This window comes from Actinomyces faecalis (assembly GCF_013184985.2).
Taxonomy (GTDB): domain Bacteria; phylum Actinomycetota; class Actinomycetes; order Actinomycetales; family Actinomycetaceae; genus Actinomyces; species Actinomyces faecalis.
On record NZ_CP063418.1, the window covers coordinates 1,436,575 to 1,459,770 of the forward strand.

Here is a 23,196-nt window from a genome sequence, read left to right on the forward strand (position 1 = left end):
TGAGGGACTCTCATCGATGGGCTCTTCTCTGCCTGGACCATCTCGTCGTCGAGACCTGGCCTCTGTCTCAGATACCGCGAGAGCGACATTGCTCGCGCTCAGTGGATATTAGCACGGACTCCGAACAAATCTACCTTGGTGAGGTCCTCCCCGGTCCTCAGGTGTCACCAGAGGACAGTCGGGTCCAGCTCGATGCGTACTGACTCCTCTCGTCGTGCCGAACGCTCCCGCTGCCGCAGGCGCAGCTCCTCGGCAAGCTGCCGGCCCTGTGTGAGGGGGACACGTATCAACGCCCGGTATGTCGACGTCGTCCGCTCGTCTCGCCTCGGGAGAATCTCAACAGGCCCCAGCACGTCCCACCCCCGGCCGCGGGCCTGGTCCAGGACAGACTCCACCGCCTTGGCCGGGCCGTCCAGCCTGGCGCAGCGCAGTGCCGGTGGCAGCCCCAGCTCGACCCGCTCGGCCAGCTCACGCCGGGCAAAACCTGCATGGTCCCAACGCACCAAGGCCTGGGCCACGACCTGGGCGGGGCCACCGAGCAGGACGACCCTCGCGTCCGGCCGAGCCAGGACGACGGCACTGGTCCACCGACGCAGCGCCTCGCTGGAGGCGCCGAGGTCGGGGCGAGCAGACAGGGTGGCGCCGTCAAGGAGAAGGACCGCCCGGTAGCCCCCCTCAGCCACAGGCTCCGCACCCGGTGTGGCGACGACGAGCCTGGGCTCGTCGTCCACAGTGCCGATGACCCCGTGGTCCTCCCTCGCGCCGGAGACCACGACCGGGACCATGGGAAAGGCACGTCCCAGCTCGTCGGCGGTACGGACAGTGCCGACGGCCACCATCCTCAGCCCGGTGTGACCGCACGAGCGGCACGACCACGAGGAGAGCTCGCGCCCGCACCAGCGGCACGAGACCTGACCACCCCGGCTCATCCTCACCGGCCCGGAGCAGGTCGGGCAGCTGGCAGGCTGGCGGCAGGAGGCACAGGCCACGACCGGGGCGTACCCACCTCGCGGCACCTGGACGAGGACCGGTCCCTGCGTCAGCGCCTGGCGCAGCGCCCGGTGCGCCAAGGAAGGGATCCTGGCGTACCCGGAGGGGCCCTCGGCCTCCAGCTCCGGGGCTCCCGGCACCTGGACCCGGGCGATGACGCGTCGCACCAGGTCACGGGGCGCGACGACCTCTCCGGCCCACCCCCGGGCGACGTAGCTGTGGGCCTCGACGCTGCGGGAGTAGCCGGCGACGAGCAGGCCGGCCTTCTCCAGGCCGCTGCGCAGCGCCAGCACGGTCCGGGCGTGGACGTAGGGAGCCCGTGGCTCGTCGAGACGGTCGTCGCCGTCGTCCCAGACGACCGCGAGCCCCAGGTCCTGCACGGGAGCGAAGGCCGCGGACCTGGTGCCCACCACCACACGTGCCTGTCCCAGCAACGCAGCAAGAAACGCCTGATAACGACGCGCCGGGCCGTGCTCGGCCGAGAGCACGGCCACCGGCTCAGGACGTCCCAGCTCTGTCTCCAGGCCCACGGCGACCTTCTCAGCCAGCGCCTCCGCCTGACCGGTGGTCGCGGTCAGTATCAGGGCGCCTCGTCCCGAGGCCAGGGTGGCCCCCACGGCTCGGGCCAGCAGCACCGGCCAGTCCTCCAGCAGGTTCTGGCGCCCGGGCAGGGCGTTCCAGACCACCCGGGGCGCCTGTCCCTGCGCCAGGGCCTGGAGCAGCCGGGTACCTCCCTCGTAAGCCGCCCAGCCCGTCGGTCCGTCCGCAGGCACCTCGGGTGCCGTGGGCAGGGGCACCGCGCGGTCCCGCACCGCCCGCTCCGTACGGGCGTGCCGTGCCGGCACCGCCAGGCGCAGGACGTCCGCCAGCGTTCCAGCGGTGCGCTCGGCCACGGCCTCCACCAGGCGCCGGCTCGCGGACGGAAGCACGGGGAGGTCCGAGACCACTCGTCGCAGCGGCGTCAGCCGGCCCGGGTGCGTGGTCGTGCTCGCCCGCTCCCACAGCCAGCCATGGACCTCCTTGCCGCCGAAGGAGACGGTGACACGCGTGCCCGCCGCTGCTGCGAGGTCCAGCTCGGGCGGAACCAGGTAGTCGAAGGGGCGGTCCAGGTGAGGCAGCGGGCTGTCCAGGACGACCCGTGCCACCGGGTCGCTGACCCCGGGCAGGGTCACGGTGCGCTGCGCCAGGGCCGGGGTGAGGAGCAGCGCGTCCTGGTGCCCTGTCTCGCCCATGATCCGCTCCTTCCCTTGCGCAGTGCTGACGGTCCTGCTGTGACACGGCCACTCTACGGCTGCCCGCCGACACGAAAGGCTGCGCCAGGGGCACAGGTGCCCCTGGCGCAGTGCTCGTCCGGGTACCCGGGCTCAGGCGACGGCAGCGCGCAGCGCCTCGACCCGGTTCGTCTCCTCCCAGGTGAAGCCTGGGCGGCCGAAGTGGCCGTAGGCGCTGGTGGTACGGAAGATCGGGCGCAGCAGGTCCAGGTCACGGATCACGGCGGCCGGGCGAAGGTCGAAGACCTCGCGGATCGCCTGGGAGATACGAGCCTGGGGTACCGTCTCGGTGCCGAAGGTCTCCACAAAGACACCCACCGGGTGCGCCGAGCCGATGGCGTAGGCCACCTGGACCTCGCAGCGCCGCGCCAGCCCGGCCGCCACGACGTTCTTGGCCACCCAGCGCATGGCGTAGGCACCTGAGCGGTCCACCTTGGAGGCGTCCTTGCCCGAGAACGCGCCACCGCCGTGACGAGCCATGCCGCCGTAGGTGTCGACGATGATCTTGCGACCGGTCAGACCGGCGTCACCAGCAGGCCCGCCGATGATGAACTGGCCGGAGGGATTGACCAGCACCTCCAGGTCGCTGGTCACCAGCTCCAGCCCCTTGGCCTCCTCCGCCTCCAGCACCGGGCGCAGCACCTGGGTGATCAGGGCGTCGCGCAGCCAGGACTGGCTGCGGTCAGGGTCGTGCTGGGTGGAGATGACGACGTTCTCCAGGCTCACGGCCTTCTCACCGTCGTAGCCGATCGTCACCTGGGTCTTGCCGTCCGGGCGCAGCCCCTCCACGATCCCCTGCTTGCGCACCGCGGCCAGGCGCTCAGCCAGGCGGTGGGCCAGGTGGATGGGCAGCGGCATGAGCTCGGAGGTGTCGGTGCAGGCGTAGCCGAACATGAGGCCCTGGTCCCCGGCTCCCTGGAAGTCGAGGGGGTCGAGGTCGCCGGAGTCTCCTCGCACCTGCAGCGCCTTGTCCACACCTGCGGCGATGTCCGGGGACTGCTGCCCGATGGACACGGACACCCCGCACGAGGCTCCGTCAAAGCACACCTCGGAGGAGGTGTAGCCGATCGCGACGATCTCGTCGCGCACGATCTGCGGGATCTCGACGTAGGCCTCCTCCGTGGTCACCTCACCGGCCACGTGGACCAGGCCGGTGGTGACCATGGTCTCCACCGCCACGTGCGCAGCGGGGTCCTGCTCGAGGATCGCGTCGAGGATCGAGTCGGAGATGCGGTCACAGACCTTGTCCGGGTGGCCCTCGGTGACGGACTCGGACGTAAACGGACGCAGGGAAGAGATCACGGGCTCACCCTACCGGCGGCCCGCGACCCGAACGAGGTCCCCTGGGCCGGCGCCGGTGTGGATCGCGGCACGTCGTCTCCCGCTAGGACTCAGGCAAGACGCTGGGCCACCAGATCCAGCAGAGCCCGTGCCACCTGCGCCTTCGAGCCGCTGGCCCGGGCGACCTCGTTGCCCTCACGGTCCAGGACGACGACGCGGTTGGGCACGTCCCCGAAGCCCGTGCCCTCACCGACGGCGTTGACCGCCAGGAGGTCGGCTCCCTTACGACGGGCCTTGGCCGCCCCGTGGGCGAGCACGTCACCGTCCTCGTCCCCGGTCTCAGCCGCGAAGCCGACGACGAGCGTCCTGCCCTGACGTCGCGGCGGGTCGCTGACCAGCTCCGCGAGCACGTCAGGGTTCTCGACCAGACGGATGCTCAGGGCGTCAGTGGCACGGTGGGAGGCGTCTGCCTGCCCGTCCAGGGCGTGCTTCTTGATCTTGGTACCCGCCACCTGCGCCGGTCGGTAGTCGGCCACAGCCGCCGCCATGACGACGACGTCGGCGTCCCGGCCTGCCCGACGCACCGCCTCACGCAGCTCCAGCGCGGTGGGGGCCTGGACGACCTCGGCCTGCGCCGGCAGGTCACGCAGGACCTCGGCCTCGATATTGGCCGCCACGAGCGTCACCCTCGCGCCGAGCCGGGCGGCCTGGGCAGCGATCGCGACGCCCTGGCGCCCGGAGGAGCGGTTGCCCAGGTAGCGCACCGGGTCGATCGGCTCGCGCGTCCCGCCGGCTGAGACGACGACGTGCCGACCGGCCAGGGGCTGGGACGCCGACGGATCACCCGTGCGGCCAAGGACCGCGAGGGCCTCGGCCACGACGCGCTCAGGCTCCGGCAGCCGGCCGGGACCCGAGTCCGCACCCGTCAGGCGCCCGGAGTCCGGGTCGATGACCGTCAGCCCGCGACGACGCAGCGTCGCCACGTTCTCGACCGTGGCCGGGTTGAGCCACATCTGGGTGTGCATGGCCGGCGCCAGGACCACCGGGGCGCTCGTGGTCAGGATCGTGGCGGTCAGCAGGTCGTCAGCGCGCCCGGCCGCCACTCGGGCGAGCAGGTCCGCCGAGGCGGGAGCCACCAGCACCAGCTCCGCCCACTCCCCCGTGGCCACGTGCTCCACGGCGGCTGGGTCGTCAAAGACCCCCGTGCCCACCGGGCCTCCCGAGACGGCAGCCAGGGCCGGGGCCCCGATGAAGCGCAGGGCGGCCTGGGTCGCCACCACCTTGACCTCGTGACCGGCCTGGCGCAGCAGCCTGATGACACCAGGCGCCTTGTAGGCCGCGATCGACCCCGACACACCGACGACAACGCGCCGCGGCCCGCTACGGGCCGCGGCGCGCTCGTCCCTGACCGACGACGCCACGTCGGCTCAGAACTGGATGTCGTCCAGGCTGGTGGCGGCGTTGCTGCCGTCCTGCCCCTCGGTCTCGCCCAGCGAGACCGGAGAGTCCAGCGAGATGTCGGAGAACATGTCCGCCTCAGCGGCGCGGCGGGCTTCCTCAGCCTCGGCGCGACGGGCGCGAGCGACGTCACCGGGGATGACCTCGAGCTTGTCCTCGACGACCTCGCGCAAGGCGATGCCCAGAGGCTTCTCCTCAGGGTCGACCTCGACGAGCGGGCCGAAGTACTCCAGCTGGTTGTCCTCCAGCTGCTGGGTGTAGCTGTTGATCTGACGAGCGCGCTTAGCGGCCTCCACCACGAGCCCGTACTTCGAGTCGACCTTCTCCAGGAGGTCGTCGATCGGCGGGTTCGTGATGCCCTCCGGCTTCGGGGAGGTTCCGAGCATGTGCGTGACCTGCTTTCGTCATCGTGTGCCAGGCCTTGTCAGGCCAAGCGGTAACCGGGACAGTCTAGCCTGCCAGGCCAAGAAGAGTCTCGAGCTCGTCGGTGGTACGCGCCACGGTGTCGTTGACGATCGTGACGTCGAACTCGCCCTCGGCCGCCATCTCCGTGCGGGCCGTGGCCAGGCGCCGTTCCTGCTCGGCCGCGTCCTCGGTACCGCGGCCCTTGAGACGGGCCACGAGCTCCTCCCAGCTGGGAGGAGCGATGAAGACGAGCCGGCAGCCTGGCATCGAGCGACGCACCTGGCGGGCGCCGTCGAGGTCGATCTCCAGCACCGCCGGCCGTCCGGCCGCGAGCTCGGCGTCCACCGGACCACGAGGGGTGCCGTAGCGGTAGCGACCGTGGACCAGGGCCCACTCCAGCATCTGTCCGTGCTCCACGAGCTGGTCGAACTCGGCGTCGGTGACGAAGCGGTAGTGGACGCCGTCGACCTCGCCGGGGCGGGGAGCACGCGTCGTGGCGGACACCGAGACGAAGAGGTCAGGGTGACGACGCCGCAGCTCAGCGACGATCGTTCCCTTGCCGACTGCCGTCGGCCCGGCGATCACAGTGAGAGCAGGACGTGCGCCGCCGGGGGCGGGCTGGGGGCAGGGAGGGGGGGCCGGGGAGCTCATGGCACCATCATGCCAGGCACCGTGAGCCCTCCAGCCGCCCCTGTCCGACTCACCCGTCAGCCGCGCAGCGCGCTGACGGCGCTCGCCGTCGCCTCCTGCGCGGCCCGCTGCAGGTCCGCGGCCTGAGGGCCGGCACGCAGCACGCCGCGGGAGGTGGAGGCCAGGACCTGGGTCCGTGCCCGCCCGAAGACCTGCTCCAGCTCAGCCGCGCCCGCTCCCTGGGCCCCCACGCCGGGTGCCAGGAGCGGAGCGTTGGACGCTGCGAGATCGAGCCCGAGCCGGCTGACGGCGTCACCGGTCGTCGCTCCGACGACGAGGCCGACGCTGCCCAGCGTCCCGGCCGAGCGCGCGGCGGCGTTGAGCCCGGCCACGGCGGCGACGACGACGCCGGCCACCGACCGTCCCTCGTCGTCGCGAGCGTGCTGGACGCTGGGTCCCTCCGGGTTGGAGGTCAGTCCCAGCACGAACAGACCGCGCCCGGTCGCCTGAGCCAGCGCTACGGCCGGAGCCAGCGAGCCCACGCCCAGGTAGGGAGACAGGGTGATCGCGTCAGCCGCCAACGGCGCCCCGTCAGCGAGGTAGGCCTGGGCGTAGCCCGTCATGGTGGAGCCGATGTCCCCACGCTTGACGTCCAGGACGCAGAGGGTGTCGGCAGCACGCAGCGCCGCAAGAGTCTCCTCCAGCACCGCCACGCCGGCCGAGCCGTGACGCTCGAAGAAGGCCGACTGCGGCTTGACCGCGGCCACGCGTCCTCCCAGCGCCTCAACCACTCGCAGGGAGAACTCCCTCAGCCCCGCCGCGTCGTCAGCCAGGCCCCAGGTCTGGAGCAGACCTGGATGCGGGTCGATGCCCACGCACAGGGGTCCGTGCTCGTCCATGGCGGCGGCCAGACGAGCCCCGAAGGGCAGGGTCCCGGGAAAGTCCTCGTGGACCTGGTCAGAAAGGCTCATCGCTGGTCACTCCCCTGCTGCCGGGCCGCGCGGTCAGCGTTGTGCTCCTGGAGGCTGCGGACCTTGAAGGGGCCGCGCAGCCGCGCCTCCAGCGCCTGGACCGCGGCCTGGAGCTCCTGGACAGTGGTGATCATCGGCTTGCTCGCGCTGGTGGTCGCTGCGCGGATGGAGTAGCCGTCCGCGCGCGCTCCCTGGCCCTTGGGGGTGTTGACCACCATGTCCACCGCACCGGACTCGATAAGCCCGACGATGGTCTGCTCGCCGCTGTCGCTCACGCCCTCGCTCAGCTTGCGCACAGGCGTGGCGGGGATGCCGTTACGTCGCAGGACCTGAGCCGTCCCCGTAGTCGCCAGGATCGTGAAGCCGAGCTCAGCCAGGCGGGCCACGGGCAGGATGATCGCGCGCTTGTCGCGGTCGGCCACCGAGACGAAGAGCGTGCCCTCGCTCGGCAGCCCGCCGTAGGCCCCGGCCTGGGACTTGGCGAAGGCCCGAGGGAAGTCGACGTCGTAGCCCATGACCTCACCGGTCGAGCGCATCTCCGGCCCCAGCACGGTGTCCACCACCCGGCCCTGCGGAGTACGGAAGCGCTTGAAGGGCAGCACCGCCTCCTTGACCGCGATCGGGTCACAGGGGTCGGTGACCGAGGCGTCCTGCTCAGGCAGGTAGCCCTGGGCCTTGAGGGAGGCGATCGACTCCCCCGCCATGAGCAGGGCCGCGGCCTTGGCCAGCTGGACGCCAGTGGCCTTGGAGACGAAGGGAACCGTGCGCGAGGCGCGCGGGTTGGCCTCGATGACGTAGAGGGTGTCACTCATGAGAGCGAACTGGATGTTGATCAGCCCCCGCACGCCCACGCCGGCCGCAATGGCCTTAGTGGAGCGACGGATCCGGGCGATCTCGGCGTCAGACAGGGTCATCGGCGGCAGCACGCAGGCCGAGTCCCCGGAGTGGATACCGGCCTCCTCGATGTGCTCCATGACCCCGCCCAGGAACAGCTCGTGGCCGTCGTACAGGGCGTCGACGTCGATCTCGATGGCGTCGTCGAGGAAGCGGTCGATGAGCAGGGGGCCGTTGGCGTAGGCGCCGCCGCTCTCCGCCCCGGCCCGGGCCAGGTAGTCCTCCAGGCCCGGGCGGTCGTAGACGATCTCCATGCCTCGTCCGCCGAGCACGTAGCTGGGACGCACGAGGACGGGGTAGCCGATGGCCTCGGCCACGGCCAGGGTCTGCTCGTCCGACCGTGCCGTGCCGTGGGCCGGGGCCGGCAGGCCGGCCTCCTCCAGGACGACGCCGAAGACCTGCCTGTCCTCGGCGGCGTCGATCGCCTCGGGGCTGGTCCCCAGGAGCGGCACGCCGGCAGCCTTCAGGCGCGCGGCCAGGCTCAGCGGGGTCTGCCCACCCAGCTGGACCACCATGCCGGCCACGGGACCGGCGGCCCTCTCCGCCTCGTAGACCTCCATGACGTCCTCGAAGGTCAGCGGCTCGAAGTACAGCCGGTCCGAGACGTCGTAGTCGGTCGAGACGGTCTCCGGGTTGCAGTTGACCATGACGGTCTCGTAGCGCTCGGCCAGCGCCATGGTGGCGTGGACGCAGGAGTAGTCGAACTCGATCCCCTGACCGATCCGGTTAGGCCCTGACCCCAGGATGATGACCGCCTCGCGCTCGCGCGGGGCCACCTCCGTCTCCAGGTCGTAGGTGGAGTAGTGGTAGGGCGTGCGTGCGGCGAACTCGGCGGCGCAGGTGTCCACCGTCTTGTACACCGGGCGCAGCCCGAAGGCATGGCGCACCTCGCGCACCGTGTCCTCGCTGATGCCCCGCAGAGCCGCCACCTGAGTGTCAGAGAAGCCGTGGCGCTTAGCCTCGGCCAGCACCTCGCACGTGAGGGCAGGGGCCTCCTGGACGGACTCGGCGACCTCCTGCAGGAGCATCATCTGGTCCAGGAACCACGGGTCGATCCTCGTGGCCTCGAAAAGCTGGTCCAGGGTAGCGCCACCACGGACGGCCTGCTGGAGGTCCAGCAGACGGTGCTCGGTGGGCACCTGGACGGACTCCAGCAGCGCGGCGGTGGCCTCGGCGTCAGGCGCCGGGCCGTCCCAGTGGAAGACCGTGCCCTTCTTGTCGATCGAGCGCATGGCCTTCTGCAGCGCCTCGGTGAAGGAGCGGCCGATCGCCATCGCCTCGCCCACCGACTTCATGGTGGTGGTCAGCGTCGGGTCCGCGCCGCGGAACTTCTCGAAGGCGAAGCGCGGGACCTTGACCACCACGTAGTCGAGCGTGGGCTCGAAGGAGGCCGGGGTCGAGCCGGTGATGTCGTTGGGGATCTCCTCCAGGGTGTAACCCACTGCCAGGCGCGCGGCGATCTTGGCGATAGGGAAGCCCGTGGCCTTGGAGGCCAGCGCCGAGGAGCGCGAGACGCGTGGGTTCATCTCGATGACGATGACGCGCCCGGTAGCCGGGTCCACCGCGAACTGGATGTTGCAGCCGCCGGTGTCCACACCCACCTCACGGATGACGGCGATGCCGATGTCGCGCAGGCGCTGGAGCTCACGGTCGGTCAGGGTCAGGGCCGGGGCGACGGTCACCGAGTCACCGGTGTGCACGCCTACCGGGTCGACGTTCTCGATGGAGCACACGACGACGACGTTGTCCGCCTTGTCGCGCATGAGCTCCAGCTCGTACTCCTTCCAGCCCAGGATCGACTCCTCCAGGAGCACCTCGGTGGTGCGCGAGGCCGCTAGGCCCTGGCCCGCGATGCGCTCCAGGTCCTCCGCGTCGTAGGCCACGCCCGAGCCCAGGCCTCCCATGGTGAAGGAGGGGCGCACGACTACCGGGTAGCCTCCCAGCGCCTCCACGCCCTCGTGGCACTCGGCCATGGTGTGGGCGATGTAGGAGCGAGCGACCTCCGCCCCGCAGCGCTCGACGACCTTCTTGAACTCGTCCCGGTCCTCACCGGCGTTGATGGCCGCGGCGTTGGCACCGATGAGCTCGACGTCGTACCTGTCCAGCACACCGGACTCCACCAGGCTCATGGCGGCGTTGAGGGCGGTCTGTCCTCCGAGCGTGGGCAGGAGGGCGTCAGGACGCTCGCGCTCGATGATGGTGGTGAGCACCTCGGTGGTGATCGGCTCGACGTAGGTGGCGTCGGCGATGTCAGGGTCGGTCATGATCGTGGCCGGGTTGGAGTTGACCAGGATGACCCGGACCCCCTCCCCGCGCAGCACGCGGCAGGCCTGGGTCCCTGAGTAGTCGAACTCGCAGGCCTGCCCGATGACGATCGGGCCCGAGCCGATCACCAGGACGGATCGGATGTCGTCACGGCGTGGCATCTCAGCGAGCCTCCTTCATCAGGCGCACAAACCGGTCAAACAGGTGCTCGCCGTCGTGAGGCCCGGCAGCAGCCTCAGGGTGGTACTGGACGGAGAAGGCCGGCAGGTCCAGGGCGCGCAGGCCCTCGACGACGCCGTCGTTGAGGCCCACGTGGCTGACCTCGACACGCCCGTAGCGTCCTCCGTCATAGGGAGCCAGGCTCGCCTCCTCCACCGGGGCGTCGACGGCGAAGCCGTGGTTGTGCGCCGTGATCTCCACCTTGCCCGTCGCCCGGTCCAGGACCGGCTGGTTGACGCCGCGGTGCCCGTAGCCCAGCTTGTAGGTCCCGTAGCCCAGGGCCCGTCCGAAGATCTGGTTACCCAGGCAGATACCGAAGAAGGGGATACGAGCGTCAAGCACACCGCGCAGCAGCTCGACCTCGCTGGTGGCCGTGCCGGGGTCCCCAGGTCCGTTGGAGAAGAAGACGCCGTCGGGGCGCAGGGCGAGCACCTGGTCCAGGGTCGTGGACTGGGGCAGGACGTGCACCCGCACGCCGCGCTCGGCCAGCTGCCAGGGCGTGCGGCTCTTGATCCCCAGGTCGATGGCGGCCACGACGGCCACCGGCTCGCGACCGGCGAGCTCGCCACTGGGCTCGACGACGTAGCCCTCCGGGGTGGTCACCTCCGAGGCCAGGGCGGCACCCGCCATCTGCGGGGCGCTGCGCACGGCCTCCAGACAGATCTGGACGGCCGCCGCCGACGGCCCGGCGGCGTCGTCGGCCCCCGCGGGCAGGGCGTGTCCGGAGAAGACTCCGGCGCGCATGGCGCCGTGCTCACGAAGCCGGCGGGTCAGCGCCCGGGTGTCGACCTCACAGATACCGACCACGTCCTGGCTGACCAGCTCGTCCTCCAGCTCGCGCCTGGCACGCCAGCTGGAGGCACGGCGTGCGGGCTCGCGCACGACGTACCCGGCCACCCAGATCCGCGAGGACTCCGGGTCCTCGTCGTTGACACCGGTGTTGCCGATGTGCGGGGCGGTCTGGACGACGATCTGCCGGTGGTAGGAGGGGTCGGTCAGGGTCTCCTGGTACCCGGTCATCCCGGTGTTGAAGACGATCTCCCCCACGCTGCGCCCGATCGCGCCGTAGGCGCGTCCGCGCAGGACGTAGCCGTCCTCCAGGACCAGCAGGGCCGTACCGCGCTCGCGGCTGCGTCCGCTCACGTCTCAGTCCTCCTGTGCGGCGGTCGGGGTCCCGTCCAGCACCGTGGGACGGCCGTGCAGGAAGGTCGCGACGACCTGCCCCGGCAGCTCCATGCCGGCGTAGGGAGTGTTGGTCGAGGCGGTCCACTGGGCTCGCGGGTCGATGGTGCGGCGCACGCTGGGGTCCAGGACGGTGAGGTTGGCGCTCGCGCCCACCTCGATGCCCTGACCCTGGTCACGCAGGCGACCGATGAGAGCCGGCGCCGTGGACATGGCCCGGGCCAGGTCCCTCCAGCTCATCCGGCCGGTGGAGACCATGGTCTCGATGAGTACCGGCAGCGCCGTCTCCAGCCCTGTCATGCCGAAGGCACCGGCCTGCCACTCGCAGTCCTTGGACTCCAGCGGGTGGGGGGCGTGGTCGGTGCCCACGACGTCGATCGTCCCGTCTGCCAGGGCCTGGCGGACGGCCTCGACGTCCTCGGCCGTGCGCAGGGGCGGGTTGACCTTGTACAGGGGCGAGTAGCTGCGTGCCAGCTCGTCGGTCAGCAGCAGGTGGTGCGGGGTGACCTCGGCCGTGACCTGGATGCCGCGGGCCTTGGCCCAGCGCACCAGGTCCACGCTGCCGGCGGTGGACAGGTGGCACACGTGCAGCCGAGAGCCCACGTGCTCGGCCAGCAGCACGTCACGGGCGATGATCGACTCCTCGGCCACGGCCGGCCAGCCGCGCAGGCCGAGCTCGGCACTGAGGGCCCCCTCGTGCATCTGGGAGCCCTCGGTCAGGCGGGGGTCCTGGGAGTGCTGGGCGATGACGCCGTCGAAGGCCTTGACGTACTCCAGGGCACGTCGCATGAGGACGGGGTCGGACACGCACCTGCCGTCGTCGGAGAAGACCCTCACGCGGGCGGCCGAGTACGCCATGGCACCCATCTCGCTCAGGTGCCTGCCCTCCAGGCCCTGGGAGACGGCACCCACCGGGTGGACATCGACCCAGCCGGCCTCACGCCCCAGCCGCAGGACCTGCTCGACCACTCCGGCGTTGTCCTGGACAGGGTTCGTGTTGGCCATGGCGAAGACGGCGGTGTAACCACCGACGGCTGCGGCCCGGGTGCCGGTGAAGACGGTCTCGGCGCTCTCACCGCCGGGCTCGCGCAGGTGGGTGTGGAGGTCGACGAGCCCCGGCAGGGCCACCAGGCCCTCCAGGTCGTGGCGGCGGGCGTCCGAAGGAGCCTGGGAGGCGGCGTCAGCGCCGATGGCAGCGATCTGGCCGTCACAGACGAGGACGTCCGTCGGGTCCTCGCCGTAGGGACGGACGCCGGTCAGAAGGTGGGAGGTGGTCACAGCTGGTTCCCTTCGTCGGCAAGGAGCAGGTAAAGAGCGGCCATGCGCACGGACACGCCGTTGCCGACCTGCTCGATGACGCGTGAACGGGGGTCGTCGGCCGCCTCGGCCGTGATCTCCAGGCCTCGGTTCATCGGACCGGGGTGCATGACGATGGCGTGCTCGGGCATCGCCGAGCGTCGTGCCAGGTCCAGGCCGTAGGAGCGCGAGTACTCCGCGGGGCTGGGGAAGTAGCCACCGCCGGCCGCGCTCATGCGCTCGCGCTGGACACGCAGCATCATGACCGCGTCAGGCTGGACCTGCTCGATCGTGGCGTCCAGGTCGTAGGAGATCTCACAGGGCCAGCCCTCCATCCCCACCGGAAGGAGGGTCGGAGGAGCGACGAGGGTGACCTCGGCCCCGAGGGTCGTCAGCAGGTCGACGTTAGAGCGGGCCACACGTGAGTGCAGCACGTCACCCACGATGACGACCCTGGCGTCCGCCAGGTCACGTCCCTGGGGTGCCGGGGAGCCGTCAGCCCGCTCCCCGGAAGGGTCGTACCAGCGGCGCAGCGTCATGGCGTCCAGCAGCGCCTGGGTGGGGTGCTGGTGCTTGCCGTCACCGGCGTTGAGGACGGGGACGTCGATCCAGCCCGCGTGCGCGAGCAGGTGGGCCGCGCCGTCGGCGCTGTGACGGATGACGACGGCGTCAGCGCCCATCGCCATGATCGTCTGCGCCGTGTCCTTGAGGGACTCCCCCTTGGACACCGACGAGCCCTTGGCCGAGAAGTTGATGACGTCGGCGCTCAGGCGCTTGGCGGCCGCCTCGAAGGACAGGCGGGTGCGGGTGGAGTCCTCGAAGAAGAGGTTGACCACCGTCTTGCCACGCAGGGTGGGCAGCTTCTTGACGGCGTGACGCTGGGTGGCAGCCATGGCCTCGGCGGTGTCCAGGACCATGACGGCCTCGTCATGGCTGAGGTCCTTGGCGCTGAGCAGGTGCTTCATCACTTGTCCTCCGCTCCGTCGATGATGGTGACGGCATCGGCCTGGGCACCGAGCTCGGTCAGGGAGACGATGACTTTCTCGGTGCGGGAGGTCGGCAGGTTCTTGCCCACGTAGTCCGCCCGGATCGGCAGCTCGCGGTGGCCCCGGTCCACGAGGACCGCCAGCTGGACGGCCGCCGCGCGCCCGATCGAGCCCAGGGCGTCCAGGGCCGCGCGGATGGTGCGTCCGGAGTACAAAACGTCATCGACGAGGATGACGGTGCGTCCCTCCAGCGTGCCGCCGGGAATGAGGGTGGGTTGGGGAACGCGGATGGGGTGGCGACCCAGGTCATCGCGGTACATGGTGATGTCCAGGGTGCCAACCGGCACCTCCCGACCCTGTTCCCCCACTGCGGTGGCTAGCGCCGCGGCCAGCCGCCTGGCCAGCGGGACACCGCCTGAGGGGATACCGAGGAGGAGGACGTCCTCGCCTCCCCGGTTGCGCTCAACGATCTCGTGAGCGATGCGAACGAGGGAGCGCGCGATCTCGACGTCGCCGAGGATCTGCTTCCCGGTGGACTGCGTGCTGGCCACGGTGCGTGGACCTCCTTCCCCGCCTCACTGGACGGGCTTCAAGGATGATGGTCAGGCACATCCTAACGCTCCGGCAGACGTGTGCGCCCAGCCTGGCAGGAGGCGTGCGCTTAGCTCGGTGGGGCTTGCGCCAGGCGCCCGCACCATGCACGCGCGGCCAGGCCCCTAGTCCCACCCCCACCCTCCTCCACCGGCGACACTCGCGGGACCGAGGTCCTGGACTCTTGTGAGTTTAAACATAAAAGACTTCTCTTCTACCGCGCTTTTTCAGCGAGATTTCAAGGAGTCACTCACACGCCCCCCCCCCCCGGCCGACGAAGACGCGACGATGAGTGTCTTAGGTCCTGGATTGATGTACTACCTTGGTCCCATTCGCTCTGACACGGAGCTACCTGACACTGCGACAAGAGAGCCACATTGATGCCACTCGCCTCACCTTCTTCCTCACGGCCCACCGCGTCCCTGCCGCGGCGCGGACTGATCCGCGGGGCGGCTTGGTCCGTCCCGGCGATCGCCATTGCCGCCGCCGCTCCTGCGGCCGCTGTCAGCAGTGACCGTAACGTCCCCGATGGTAAGAAGGGCCCTTACGGCTTGTACGTCAGCGCCGCCGCCACAATGGGTGGCACCGGTTACGCCGGAGGAAACAACAACGGCGGAGCCTACACGCAGCCTGAGCCCACGTCTGACGCGTTATGGAGTGACGCCAGGGGCTACCCTGTCGGCAGCTACTACACCAACGGTGAAGGCGATTTCACCCCCTACTCCAACTCCCGCTCCGGAACGCAGAACACCTATGCCTCCACCAGCGGTTTCTGGTGGCAGGCTCCTCGCGATGCGAATGGTGAATTCATCAAGAGGTCCACCGCCACCCTGGTCAAGGGCGCTACCTTCGTCACCAAGGTCACTGCGGTCTTCCCCGACACCTGGGAGCCCAATGACCCCGCTACCACCCATTTTACCAACTGGAACGGTCTGTGGATCACGGACCAGCGCACCATCTGGGCGGACGACAAGGGCCGCGAGGGCACGAGCAACACCCAAGCCCTCGGGGCGCCGACACACCCCGTGGCCTTTGACAACACTCCTCACACCTGGACGGCCACCCCGCTGACGTACACCAAGCAGCCGGACGGATCGTGGCTAGTGGAGGGCACCATCACGGCCACCACGACCCGAGACTCCAAGATCGAGGTCACTGCTCAAGGAGGCAGGACCTATGGGCAGGCCCGGTTCATGCCGTCGAATATCCTCATTCAGACGAATAACGGGTGGTTGGGCTTCAAGCTCACCTCCTGGGTCCAGAACGCGACCCTGACCTACACCGTCCCGGCCGGGGCGGGCCCCGCCCCGGCTCCCAGGACCATCACGAATGACCTGACACAGACCACCTTCATCCGCCCCGCGCGTTCACAGGATTACTGGGGAGACCGCAGGCCCTGACCTTGAGTCTCGTACCTAGATGAGGGGGGATCCGAGCATCAGCTCGGATCCCCCCTCATCTAGGTACGGGCCGCGTGAGAGCTAACGCAGCATCGGTGACAGGTCACCGATGCGTCCCAGGACCCCGCCCAGATAGCGCGGGGAGTCGTCCGTGGAGAGCATCTTGGCCAAGGTCTGGGCTTCGTCAAGGGCGACGGGCACGTCGACGTCATCGTTGTAGATGATCTCCCAGGTCGTGACCCGCGCGATGGCGCGGTCCACGGCAGGCATCCGCGCCAGGCTCCAGCCCTGGGAGTAGGTCTCGATATGCTCGTCGATCTGCTCCAGGTGGTCCGCCACCCCACCGAGGATCTGCCGCGTGTAGGCCGGGGCCTCGGTGTGGTTGGCGGAGTGGACCGCCCGCTCAGCCGCCAGGGCCCGCAGGTTGTCGGCTGCCTGGCCAGGGCTCAGCAGGCCACGCTGGTCAGCTTCGAAGAGGATCTCGACGGCGCGCCGCCGTGCCTTGGTCCGGGCGGTGACGGTGTGCTTGATCCGTGCGGAGTCAGTCATACCGATCAGTCGGTGACGCGAGAGATGTAGTCACCGCTGCGGGTGTCCACCTTGACCTTGTCACCCTCGTTGAGGAAGAGGGGCACCTGGATCTCGGCGCCGGTCTCCAGGGTGGCGGGCTTGGTCCCGGCCGAGGAGCGGTCGCCCTGCAGGCCAGGCTCGGTGTGGGAGATGGTGAGCACGACAGCGGCCGGCAGCTCGACGAAGAGCACGGAGTCCTCGTGGAAGGCCACGATGACGTCCTGGCCCTCGAGCATGTAGGTGGCGGCCTCGCCGACGGTCTCGGCAGGCACGTAGGTCTGCTCGTAGGTCTTGACGTCCATGAAGACGAAGTCGTCGCCGTCCTTGTAGGAGTACTGCATGTCGCGACGGTCGACCGTCGCGGTCTCGACCTTGATACCGGCGTTGAAGGTGCGGTCGACGGTCTTGCCGCTCAGGACGTTCTTCAGCTTGGTACGCACGAAGGCCGGACCCTTGCCGGGCTTGACGTGCTGGAACTCGACCACCTGCCACAGCTGGCCCTCGATGTTGAGCACAAGGCCGTTCTTCAGGTCGTTCGTCGTTGCCACGAGTGGGTTCCTCACTGTTGGGGGCGAAAGTCAGACGCCTGCCATCCTATCGCGCCCACCCTGGGGTCAGGACAGTGCCTGCGCCACCTCAGCCGCTGTGGTGTCCGTGGTATCGACGACACGTGTGGCCAGCTGCCGGCACTGAGCGTCACGCTCGTGAAGCATCTGGGTGAACAGGTGGTTGACGTTGCCCAGCGCCACCGAGCGCGGCGCGTCCAGGCCGTTGCGGTGGGCCAGGCGGCGTACCGAGGCCGTCAGCGCCACCACCTGGGCACCACGCTGGCGTACGAGCCCCACGGCCTCACGCACCGCTTCCTGCGCCAGGCACCCCGATCCGAGAGCCACCACGCCGTCAGGCTCCGTGAGGACCTCAGCCAGCACGTCGAGGGCGGCCTGGGCCTCGGCACCGCGGTAGCGGTCCTCCCCCACGGCCACGAGGGCCGACTCCGGCGGGACCCCGAGCCGGCAGGCCACGACCTGCGCCAGGTCGACGAGCTCGGTACCGCGCAGCGCGGTCAGCTCCCGCCCCACGCTGGAGCAGCCCGCACCGGGCGGGCCGATGAGGACGACCGGGCTCATGCCTGCTCCTTCGTCACGGCCTGGTGGGCCGCCTCAAGCACGGAGCGCTCCGGCTCGACCCCGCGCACGGGACGGGCGAGCCCGTCAAGGAGCACCATCCGGATCCGGCCTGAGCGGACCTTCTTGTCGCGCAGCATCACGGTCTCCATCTCCTCCCAGCGGCCACGGCCCTCCGGGAAGGAGACAGCCAGGCCGGCCGCGGTGAAGGCCTCACGATGCAGCGCCACCGTCCGCGCGTCCAGCAGGCCCAGACGCTCAGCGACCTGCGCGGCGTAGACACAGCCCACGGCCACCGCCTCACCGTGGCGCCAGCGGTACCCGGTCACCGTCTCGATCGCGTGGGCGTAGGTGTGGCCGTAGTTGAGCACCTCGCGCAGCCCCACCTCGGTCAGGTCCTGCCCGACCACCGCGGCCTTAACCGCCACCGAGCGGGCAACGAGCTCGGCGAGCACGGGCGAGTCTGCGTCAACCAGGTCCGCAGGGTCGGCCGCCACCAGGTCCAGGATGACGGGGTCGGCGATGAGGCCGCACTTGACGACCTCGCCCAGTCCCGCCCGTAGCTCCGCCTCCGGCAGGCTCACCAGGGTCCCCAGGTCGCACAGGACCGACGCCGGGGTGTGGAAGGCTCCGACGAGGTTCTTACCTGCTGCGGTGTCGATCCCCGTCTTGCCGCCGACGGCGGCGTCCACCATGGCCAGCAGCGTGGTAGGCACCTGGACCACCGGGACACCGCGCAGCCAGCTCGCCGCGGCGAAGCCGGCCAGGTCGGTCGTCGCCCCGCCTCCGATTCCGATGACGACGCCGTCACGTCCGATCCTGGCCTGTCCCAGCGCCTCCCACAGCGTCGAGAGCGTCTGGGCGTTCTTCGCGGTCTCGCCTCCGGGGACCTCGACCCGGCTGGTGCGCAGCCCGGCGTCTTGCAGCACCGTCTCGTAGCGCTCGGCGACCTGCCGGACGGAGTCGGCGTGGACCAGGGCCACACCGCCGGCTCCGCCTCCGGGAGCCTTGCTGGTACCTGTCACGACGTACTGAGCCAGGTCGTGGCCGATGACGACGTTGTAGGGCTGCGACCCTCCGACGCGGATCCGTACCTGACCGTTCTCGTCAGGTACTGCCGCCGGGGCGGGCACGCCGTGCGTGTGCTCGTGCCCTCCACCTGCCTCTTTGCCGGAGCCGCCCGGCTCAACCTTGCGCAGCAGCGTCAGGACGGCTGAGGTGACCTGTTCCGGGCTCAGGCCGTCCGTGCGCACCGTGTGCGTCGCGACCTCCTCGTACAGGTGGTGACGTGCTGCGTGGAGCTGTTCCATGCGCGCCAGGACGGGGTCAGCCAGCAGGTCCTCGTCGTCCGAGCTGGCTGTGGCCGGCGTCATGAGCGGGCGACCGCTACCGTCACCCACGTGCGCGGCCGCGGTCGCCGGCTCGGCGGCCAGGTGGATAACGAGCCGTCCCGTCAGCATCTGACGGTTCTCCTCGCGCAGCACCGCTCCCCCACCCAGCGCCACCACGCCCTGAGCCGCAGCAGGTGAGGTCAGGACGTGCCGCAGGGTACGGGTCTCACGGTCCCGAAAGCCCTCCTCGCCCTCAGCCGCGAAGATCTCCGGGATCGTGGCCCGTGCCCGACGACGGATCTCGGCGTCGGTGTCAGTGACCTGGACGCCCAGGGCCACGGCCAGCTGGCGTGCCACGGTCGTCTTACCCGCGCCAGGCAGGCCGACGAGGATGATGGGCAGGATGTCGGTGCGGATTCGAGGCTGGTACTTCACCACTGCGTCCTGTCTGCCACGTGCGCGAGGTAGGCCTCCAGGTTACGCCGGGCCTCGGCTACCGAGTCCCCGCCGGTCTTCTCCAGCAGGGCCTGTGCCAGGACCAGCGCCACCATCGCCTCGGCGATGACGGCGCCGGGGACGACGGCGGTCGTGTCCGAGCGCTGGTGCAGACCCGTCGACGCCGAGCCGTCAGCCAGGTCCACCGTGCGCAGGGCGTGGGGCACGGTCGAGATCGGCTTGTAGGCGGCTCGCACCACGACCGGCGCGCCGTTGGAGGTCCCGCCCTCGATACCACCGGCACGGTTGGAGGCGCGCTCCAGCCGTCCCCCGTCCACGGCCAGGATCTCGTCATGAGCAGCACTGCCCCGCCGGGCGGCCTCGGCGAAGCCGTCGCCGATCTCCACGCCCTTGACCGCCTGGATCCCCATGAGCGCACCGGCCAGGCGAGCGTCCAGGCGCCGGTCGGCCTCGACGTAGGTGCCCAGGCCTACCGGCACCCCGGTGGCAATGACCTCAACGACCCCTCCCAGGGTGTCCCCGGCCTTCCTGGCCGTATCGATCTCGGCCACCATGGCTGCGCTCGTGGCCGGGTCGGTGCAGCGCACCGGGTCGGCGCTCAGGCGCTCCTCGTCGTCCGGGGTCGGTCGCTTGACGTCGTCCGCAAGAGCCACGCCGCCCACGCGCACCACGTGGCTGACCAGCCGGATCCCGGCCACCTGGCTGAGGACCGCCCCCGCCACCGCTCCCAGTGCCACCCGGGCGGCAGTCTCACGCGCTGAGGCCCTCTCCAGCACGGAACGGGCGTCCGGCAGGTCGTACTTGAGGATGCCGGACAGGTCCGCGTGCCCCGGGCGCGGGCGTGTGAGGGGGCGATTGCGCGCGATCTCGCGCTCGTCCCCGGTGCCGGCGTCCACGAGCAGGGCCGAGGGGGCGACGGGGTCAGGGCTCATCACGACCGACCACTTGGGCCACTCAGAGTTCCCGATCTGCAGCGCCACCGGCGACCCGATCGTGCGGCCGTGACGCACTCCGCCCAGGATGGTCAGCTCGTCAGCCTCAAAGGCCTGACGAGCACCACGTCCGTGCCCCAGGCGCCGACGTGCCAGGGCGCGGCTGATCTGCTCGCTCGTGATCTCCAGGCCCGCGGGCACGCCTTCCATGAGGGCGGTCAGGGCCTGGCCGTGTGACTCACCGGCGGTCGTCCATCGCAGCATGCCGCCATCCTCCCACACGACCCCTGCGCCGACGGCGGTGGTCTCGCAGGCCGGGTCTACCGGCGCTCCAGCGCCTGGGTGACAGCCCGGCGCATGACCGCCACGTCCGGCAGGTGCCCGGTCATGAGCCGCACCTGCGGCACGGCCTGGTGGAGCAGCATGAGCCAGCCCGCTGCCACCGTGCCGCCGCCCTGCTGCCAGGCGGTCGCCAGGGCCGTGGGCCAGGGGTCGTAGACGACGTCGAGCAGCGTGGCGCCGCCACGCAGGCCCAGCGCCTCCAGGCGCTCCCGCAGGGCCGGCACCAGCGGGTCGGCCCCGCGAGCCGGCAGGGTCGAGACCGCCAGCCGTGCCTGGGCCAGGGCCTGGGCGACCTCCCGGCAGGAGGCAGGGTCGTCCGGCCGCCAGGTGATGGTCTCGATCTCCAGGCCCATGCGGTGCGCTGCCGCCAGGGCCCGGCCCGGGCCCGCGTGGTGACGTGCGGCGACGACCACTCGTGCCGCGCCCAGCTCGGTGAGAGCAGCCAGCGCCGAGCACGCCGTCGCCCCCGAGCCGAGCACGAAGGCGGTCAGGCTACCGCCGTCCCGGAGCGGCTCAGAGGGCGCTGCGTCGCGGAAGGCACCCACGATCCCGGCCACGTCCGTGTTGAAGGCGGCCAGCAGGGCGGGGCCGGTGCCCGAGCGCTGGGCGACGACCGTGTTAGCAGCCCCTACCGTCTGGGCCAGGGGGTCGACGACGTCGACCAGCGTGAGCAGCCGCTGCTTGTGCGGCATCGTCACGCTCAGGCCCTCCCAGGTCGGCCCCTCACCCGCGGGCGCGCCGAGGGCGGCCAGGACCTCCTCCAGCTCACCCGGAGCCACGTCACGGCTGGTGTACCGCCAGTCCGCCAGCCCCAGGTCGGCATAGGCAGCCTCGTGGAGGACCGGGGACAACGAGTGTGCCACGGGCTGGCCGATCACTGCCGCCCTGTGCCGTGTGCTCACGCTCAGCTCCCGCTGCTGGTCGTCGACTGCCCGGAGCAGGTCTCGGCGTGCTCCTCGCACCAGGCCGTCAGCTGCTCGGTGTTCCTCACCTGCTCCTCGTGGGTGGCGGAGAAGAGGGTCTCGCCCGTGTCCAGGTTGACCGTGACGAAGTACAGCCAGTCACCGGGCGGAGGGTTGATGACTCCCTGGATCGCCTCCAGACCGGGGTTGGAGATGGGACCAGGTGGCAGTCCCTCGTGCTGGTAGGTGTTGTAGGGGTTGGAGGCGTCGGCGACCTCGTCAGCGGTAGGGATGCCTCCGGTGCGTCCGAGCCCGTAGAGGACGGTGGAGTCCATCTGCAGCCGACCCTTGGTCTCGCCCTCGGTGTCCGCCAGCCGGTTCTCGATGACCCTGGCCACCTGTCCGTAGTAGCTGACGGAGGCTGCCTCACGCTCGACGATCGAGGCCTTGATGAGCACCGTCTCGTAGTCAGCCTCAGCCACGCCCGCCGACTGCAGGCGGGAGACGGTCAGGCTCACCATGGCGCCCACGACGTCGGTCGCCGTGGCGTCCTCCGGCACGTCGTAGGTCGAGGGGGCCAGCCAGCCCTCGACCTGGCCGCCGGCGACCTCAGGCAGGCCGATGCCGGTGGCGTCGGCGAAGGCGGAGTCAACCTCCTCCGAGGTGAATCCCGCGACCGAGACCAGGCGGTCCTTGACCTGCGCCGTCGTGTAGCCCTCCGGGATGGTCAGGGTGTGGTCCGAGCGCGAGGCAGGGTCCAGCAGCGCGGCCACCGCGTTGGCCGCGGACATCTGCAGGCGCAGCGTGTAGGTGCCGGCCTGGATCTTGGACGCGTTGGAGTTCGCGGCGTAGGCGTCGGTGAACGCGCCTACCGTCGCCACCACTCCGGCGTCCTTGAGGATCTGGCCGATCTCGCTGCCAGAGGCTCCCTCAGGGATGGTCACGACGACCTCGCCGCTTCCGGCACCGGTGTAGTCCGAGACCGAGCTCGAGCCCGCCCTGGCGTCCTTGACCACACCCAGCGCCTGGTAGGCCACGAAACCGACGCCGGCCAGGACCAGCACCAGGACCAGGGTGCTGATGAGCGCACGTCGACGGCGTCGGCGACGCTCGTGCTCCCGCTGCCGGTTGCGCTCCCTGCGCCCGGGGCGGGCCTGACGTGGAGCAGATGACGGCTCTGCCTCGTCCTCGCCCAGCGTGGCGAAGAAGTCGTCCTGGCTCATAGTCCACCTCTCTGGCTGGGCGCGACGAGCCTGCCTGCCGGCTGGCCCGTCCTGCGTTCGGTCTCCAGGGCTTGCTCGAGGATAACGACAGCCGCGGCCTGGTCAACAACCGAGCGGAAGTCCTTGGCGTGGCGTCCTGAGTCGTGCAGGGCCCGGTGCGCGGTCACCGTGCTCAGGCGCTCGTCAACCATCCGTACGGGGACCGGGCTGACCAGTCCTGCCAGGTCCCGGGCCCAGCGGCGGGCGTCACGGGTCGAGGAGGAGCTCCCTCCCCCCAGCTGCACAGGCAGGCCGACGACGACCTCGACGGCCCCGTGCTCCTCAACAAGGTCCGCTGCCTCATCCAGGTCGGCGCCGTAGCGGTCCCGTGACAGCGTGCGCTCCGGGACGGCAAGGATCGCGTCGGCGTCACAGCGGGCGACGCCGACGCGGGCCTTGCCGACGTCGAAGGCGAGTCTGCTTCCCCGGCGCACGAGG

The 23,196-nt window shown here is 70.6% G+C and carries 20 protein-coding genes; 1 reads left to right on the forward strand and 19 read right to left on the reverse strand.

The window, feature by feature from the left end; all coding sequences use genetic code 11:
- Positions 1–164: 164 nt before the first annotated feature.
- The 11 genes from HRL51_RS06080 to pyrR all read right to left on the reverse strand — a co-directional run bounded on the left by HRL51_RS06080 (position 165) and on the right by pyrR (position 14,399).
- On the reverse strand, positions 165–2,222 hold the full coding sequence (locus HRL51_RS06080) for a primosomal protein N' (protein WP_172192599.1): 2,058 nt from the start codon (positions 2,220–2,222) through the stop codon (positions 165–167).
- Between the two features lie 132 nt (positions 2,223–2,354).
- A complete protein-coding gene (gene metK / locus HRL51_RS06085) occupies positions 2,355–3,563 on the reverse strand; it encodes a methionine adenosyltransferase (protein ID WP_172120069.1) in 1,209 nt (402 codons plus the stop codon).
- 89 nt (positions 3,564–3,652) lie between these two features.
- Positions 3,653–4,963 carry a bifunctional phosphopantothenoylcysteine decarboxylase/phosphopantothenate--cysteine ligase CoaBC gene (coaBC, locus tag HRL51_RS06090; protein ID WP_172192601.1) on the reverse strand — a complete coding sequence of 437 codons (1,311 nt, stop codon included), beginning with the start codon at positions 4,961–4,963 and terminating at the stop codon, positions 3,653–3,655.
- Between the two features lie 6 nt (positions 4,964–4,969).
- Positions 4,970–5,386 carry a DNA-directed RNA polymerase subunit omega gene (gene rpoZ, locus HRL51_RS06095; protein WP_172120071.1) on the reverse strand — a complete coding sequence of 139 codons (417 nt, stop codon included), beginning with the start codon at positions 5,384–5,386 and terminating at the stop codon, positions 4,970–4,972.
- Between the two features lie 64 nt (positions 5,387–5,450).
- Positions 5,451–6,056 (reverse strand): guanylate kinase, encoded by a 606-nt coding sequence (gene gmk / locus HRL51_RS06100; RefSeq protein WP_172192603.1) that lies wholly within the window; start codon positions 6,054–6,056, stop codon positions 5,451–5,453.
- 56 nt (positions 6,057–6,112) lie between these two features.
- A complete protein-coding gene (pyrF, locus tag HRL51_RS06105; RefSeq protein ID WP_172192605.1) occupies positions 6,113–7,006 on the reverse strand; it encodes an orotidine-5'-phosphate decarboxylase in 894 nt (297 codons plus the stop codon).
- Complete coding sequence (carB, locus tag HRL51_RS06110) at positions 7,003–10,326, reverse strand: carbamoyl-phosphate synthase large subunit (protein WP_172192616.1); 3,324 nt, start codon at positions 10,324–10,326, stop codon at positions 7,003–7,005. Before carB ends, pyrF begins: the two co-directional genes overlap by 4 nt.
- A 1-nt stretch (position 10,327) precedes the next feature.
- Positions 10,328–11,527, reverse strand: coding sequence for a glutamine-hydrolyzing carbamoyl-phosphate synthase small subunit (carA, locus tag HRL51_RS06115; RefSeq protein ID WP_172120075.1), 1,200 nt, complete (start codon positions 11,525–11,527; stop codon positions 10,328–10,330).
- Between the two features lie 3 nt (positions 11,528–11,530).
- Positions 11,531–12,844, reverse strand: coding sequence for a dihydroorotase (locus tag HRL51_RS06120; protein ID WP_172192619.1), 1,314 nt, complete (start codon positions 12,842–12,844; stop codon positions 11,531–11,533).
- Positions 12,841–13,827: an aspartate carbamoyltransferase catalytic subunit gene (locus HRL51_RS06125; protein ID WP_172120077.1), complete on the reverse strand. Its 987-nt coding sequence runs from the start codon at positions 13,825–13,827 to the stop codon at positions 12,841–12,843. Before HRL51_RS06125 ends, HRL51_RS06120 begins: the two co-directional genes overlap by 4 nt.
- On the reverse strand, positions 13,827–14,399 hold the full coding sequence (pyrR, locus tag HRL51_RS06130) for a bifunctional pyr operon transcriptional regulator/uracil phosphoribosyltransferase PyrR (protein WP_172120078.1): 573 nt from the start codon (positions 14,397–14,399) through the stop codon (positions 13,827–13,829). Before pyrR ends, HRL51_RS06125 begins: the two co-directional genes overlap by 1 nt.
- 420 nt (positions 14,400–14,819) lie before the next feature.
- Here pyrR and HRL51_RS06135 point away from each other — a divergent pair, with 420 nt between their 5' ends.
- Positions 14,820–15,839 carry a hypothetical protein gene (locus tag HRL51_RS06135; RefSeq protein ID WP_172120079.1) on the forward strand — a complete coding sequence of 340 codons (1,020 nt, stop codon included), beginning with the start codon at positions 14,820–14,822 and terminating at the stop codon, positions 15,837–15,839.
- Between the two features lie 81 nt (positions 15,840–15,920).
- On the opposite strand, the gene nusB is transcribed toward HRL51_RS06135, so the two are convergent.
- The 8 genes from nusB to ruvX all read right to left on the reverse strand — a co-directional run bounded on the left by nusB (position 15,921) and on the right by ruvX (position 23,192).
- Positions 15,921–16,388, reverse strand: a complete 468-nt coding sequence (nusB, locus tag HRL51_RS06140) for a transcription antitermination factor NusB (RefSeq protein ID WP_172120080.1) — start codon at positions 16,386–16,388, stop codon at positions 15,921–15,923.
- A 5-nt stretch (positions 16,389–16,393) separates the two neighbouring features.
- On the reverse strand, positions 16,394–16,957 hold the full coding sequence (gene efp, locus HRL51_RS06145; protein ID WP_172120081.1) for an elongation factor P: 564 nt from the start codon (positions 16,955–16,957) through the stop codon (positions 16,394–16,396).
- Between the two features lie 66 nt (positions 16,958–17,023).
- On the reverse strand, positions 17,024–17,536 hold the full coding sequence (locus HRL51_RS06150; protein ID WP_172120082.1) for a shikimate kinase: 513 nt from the start codon (positions 17,534–17,536) through the stop codon (positions 17,024–17,026).
- Entirely contained in the window at positions 17,533–19,302 is a 1,770-nt protein-coding gene (gene aroB / locus HRL51_RS06155) for a 3-dehydroquinate synthase (RefSeq protein WP_172120083.1), read from the reverse strand. The genes HRL51_RS06150 and aroB overlap by 4 nt, the downstream gene beginning before the upstream one ends.
- Positions 19,296–20,516, reverse strand: coding sequence for a chorismate synthase (aroC, locus tag HRL51_RS06160; protein ID WP_172120084.1), 1,221 nt, complete (start codon positions 20,514–20,516; stop codon positions 19,296–19,298). The genes aroB and aroC overlap by 7 nt, the downstream gene beginning before the upstream one ends.
- 56 nt (positions 20,517–20,572) lie before the next feature.
- A complete protein-coding gene (locus HRL51_RS06165; RefSeq protein WP_172120194.1) occupies positions 20,573–21,502 on the reverse strand; it encodes a shikimate dehydrogenase in 930 nt (309 codons plus the stop codon).
- The gene (mltG, locus tag HRL51_RS06170; protein ID WP_172192622.1) at positions 21,499–22,719 is read right to left on the reverse strand and encodes an endolytic transglycosylase MltG; all 1,221 of its coding nucleotides are present in this window, start codon (positions 22,717–22,719) and stop codon (positions 21,499–21,501) included. Before mltG ends, HRL51_RS06165 begins: the two co-directional genes overlap by 4 nt.
- Positions 22,716–23,192: a Holliday junction resolvase RuvX gene (gene ruvX, locus HRL51_RS06175; RefSeq protein ID WP_172192624.1), complete on the reverse strand. Its 477-nt coding sequence runs from the start codon at positions 23,190–23,192 to the stop codon at positions 22,716–22,718. Before ruvX ends, mltG begins: the two co-directional genes overlap by 4 nt.
- Positions 23,193–23,196: the final 4 nt, after the last annotated feature.

Coding starts and splice junctions, on each gene's coding strand:
- HRL51_RS06135 (WP_172120079.1), top strand. CDS start 14,820: ATGCCACTCGCCTCACCTTCTTCCTCACGGCCCACCGCGTCCCTGCCG.
- aroC (WP_172120084.1), bottom strand. CDS start 20,516: ATGCTGCGATGGACGACCGCCGGTGAGTCACACGGCCAGGCCCTGACC.
- pyrF (WP_172192605.1), bottom strand. CDS start 7,006: ATGAGCCTTTCTGACCAGGTCCACGAGGACTTTCCCGGGACCCTGCCC.
- mltG (WP_172192622.1), bottom strand. CDS start 22,719: ATGAGCCAGGACGACTTCTTCGCCACGCTGGGCGAGGACGAGGCAGAG.
- HRL51_RS06150 (WP_172120082.1), bottom strand. CDS start 17,536: ATGAGCCCGGTCGTCCTCATCGGCCCGCCCGGTGCGGGCTGCTCCAGC.
- rpoZ (WP_172120071.1), bottom strand. CDS start 5,386: ATGCTCGGAACCTCCCCGAAGCCGGAGGGCATCACGAACCCGCCGATC.
- HRL51_RS06080 (WP_172192599.1), bottom strand. CDS start 2,222: ATGGGCGAGACAGGGCACCAGGACGCGCTGCTCCTCACCCCGGCCCTG.
- HRL51_RS06125 (WP_172120077.1), bottom strand. CDS start 13,827: ATGAAGCACCTGCTCAGCGCCAAGGACCTCAGCCATGACGAGGCCGTC.
- carB (WP_172192616.1), bottom strand. CDS start 10,326: ATGCCACGCCGTGACGACATCCGATCCGTCCTGGTGATCGGCTCGGGC.
- nusB (WP_172120080.1), bottom strand. CDS start 16,388: ATGACTGACTCCGCACGGATCAAGCACACCGTCACCGCCCGGACCAAG.
- gmk (WP_172192603.1), bottom strand. CDS start 6,056: ATGAGCTCCCCGGCCCCCCCTCCCTGCCCCCAGCCCGCCCCCGGCGGC.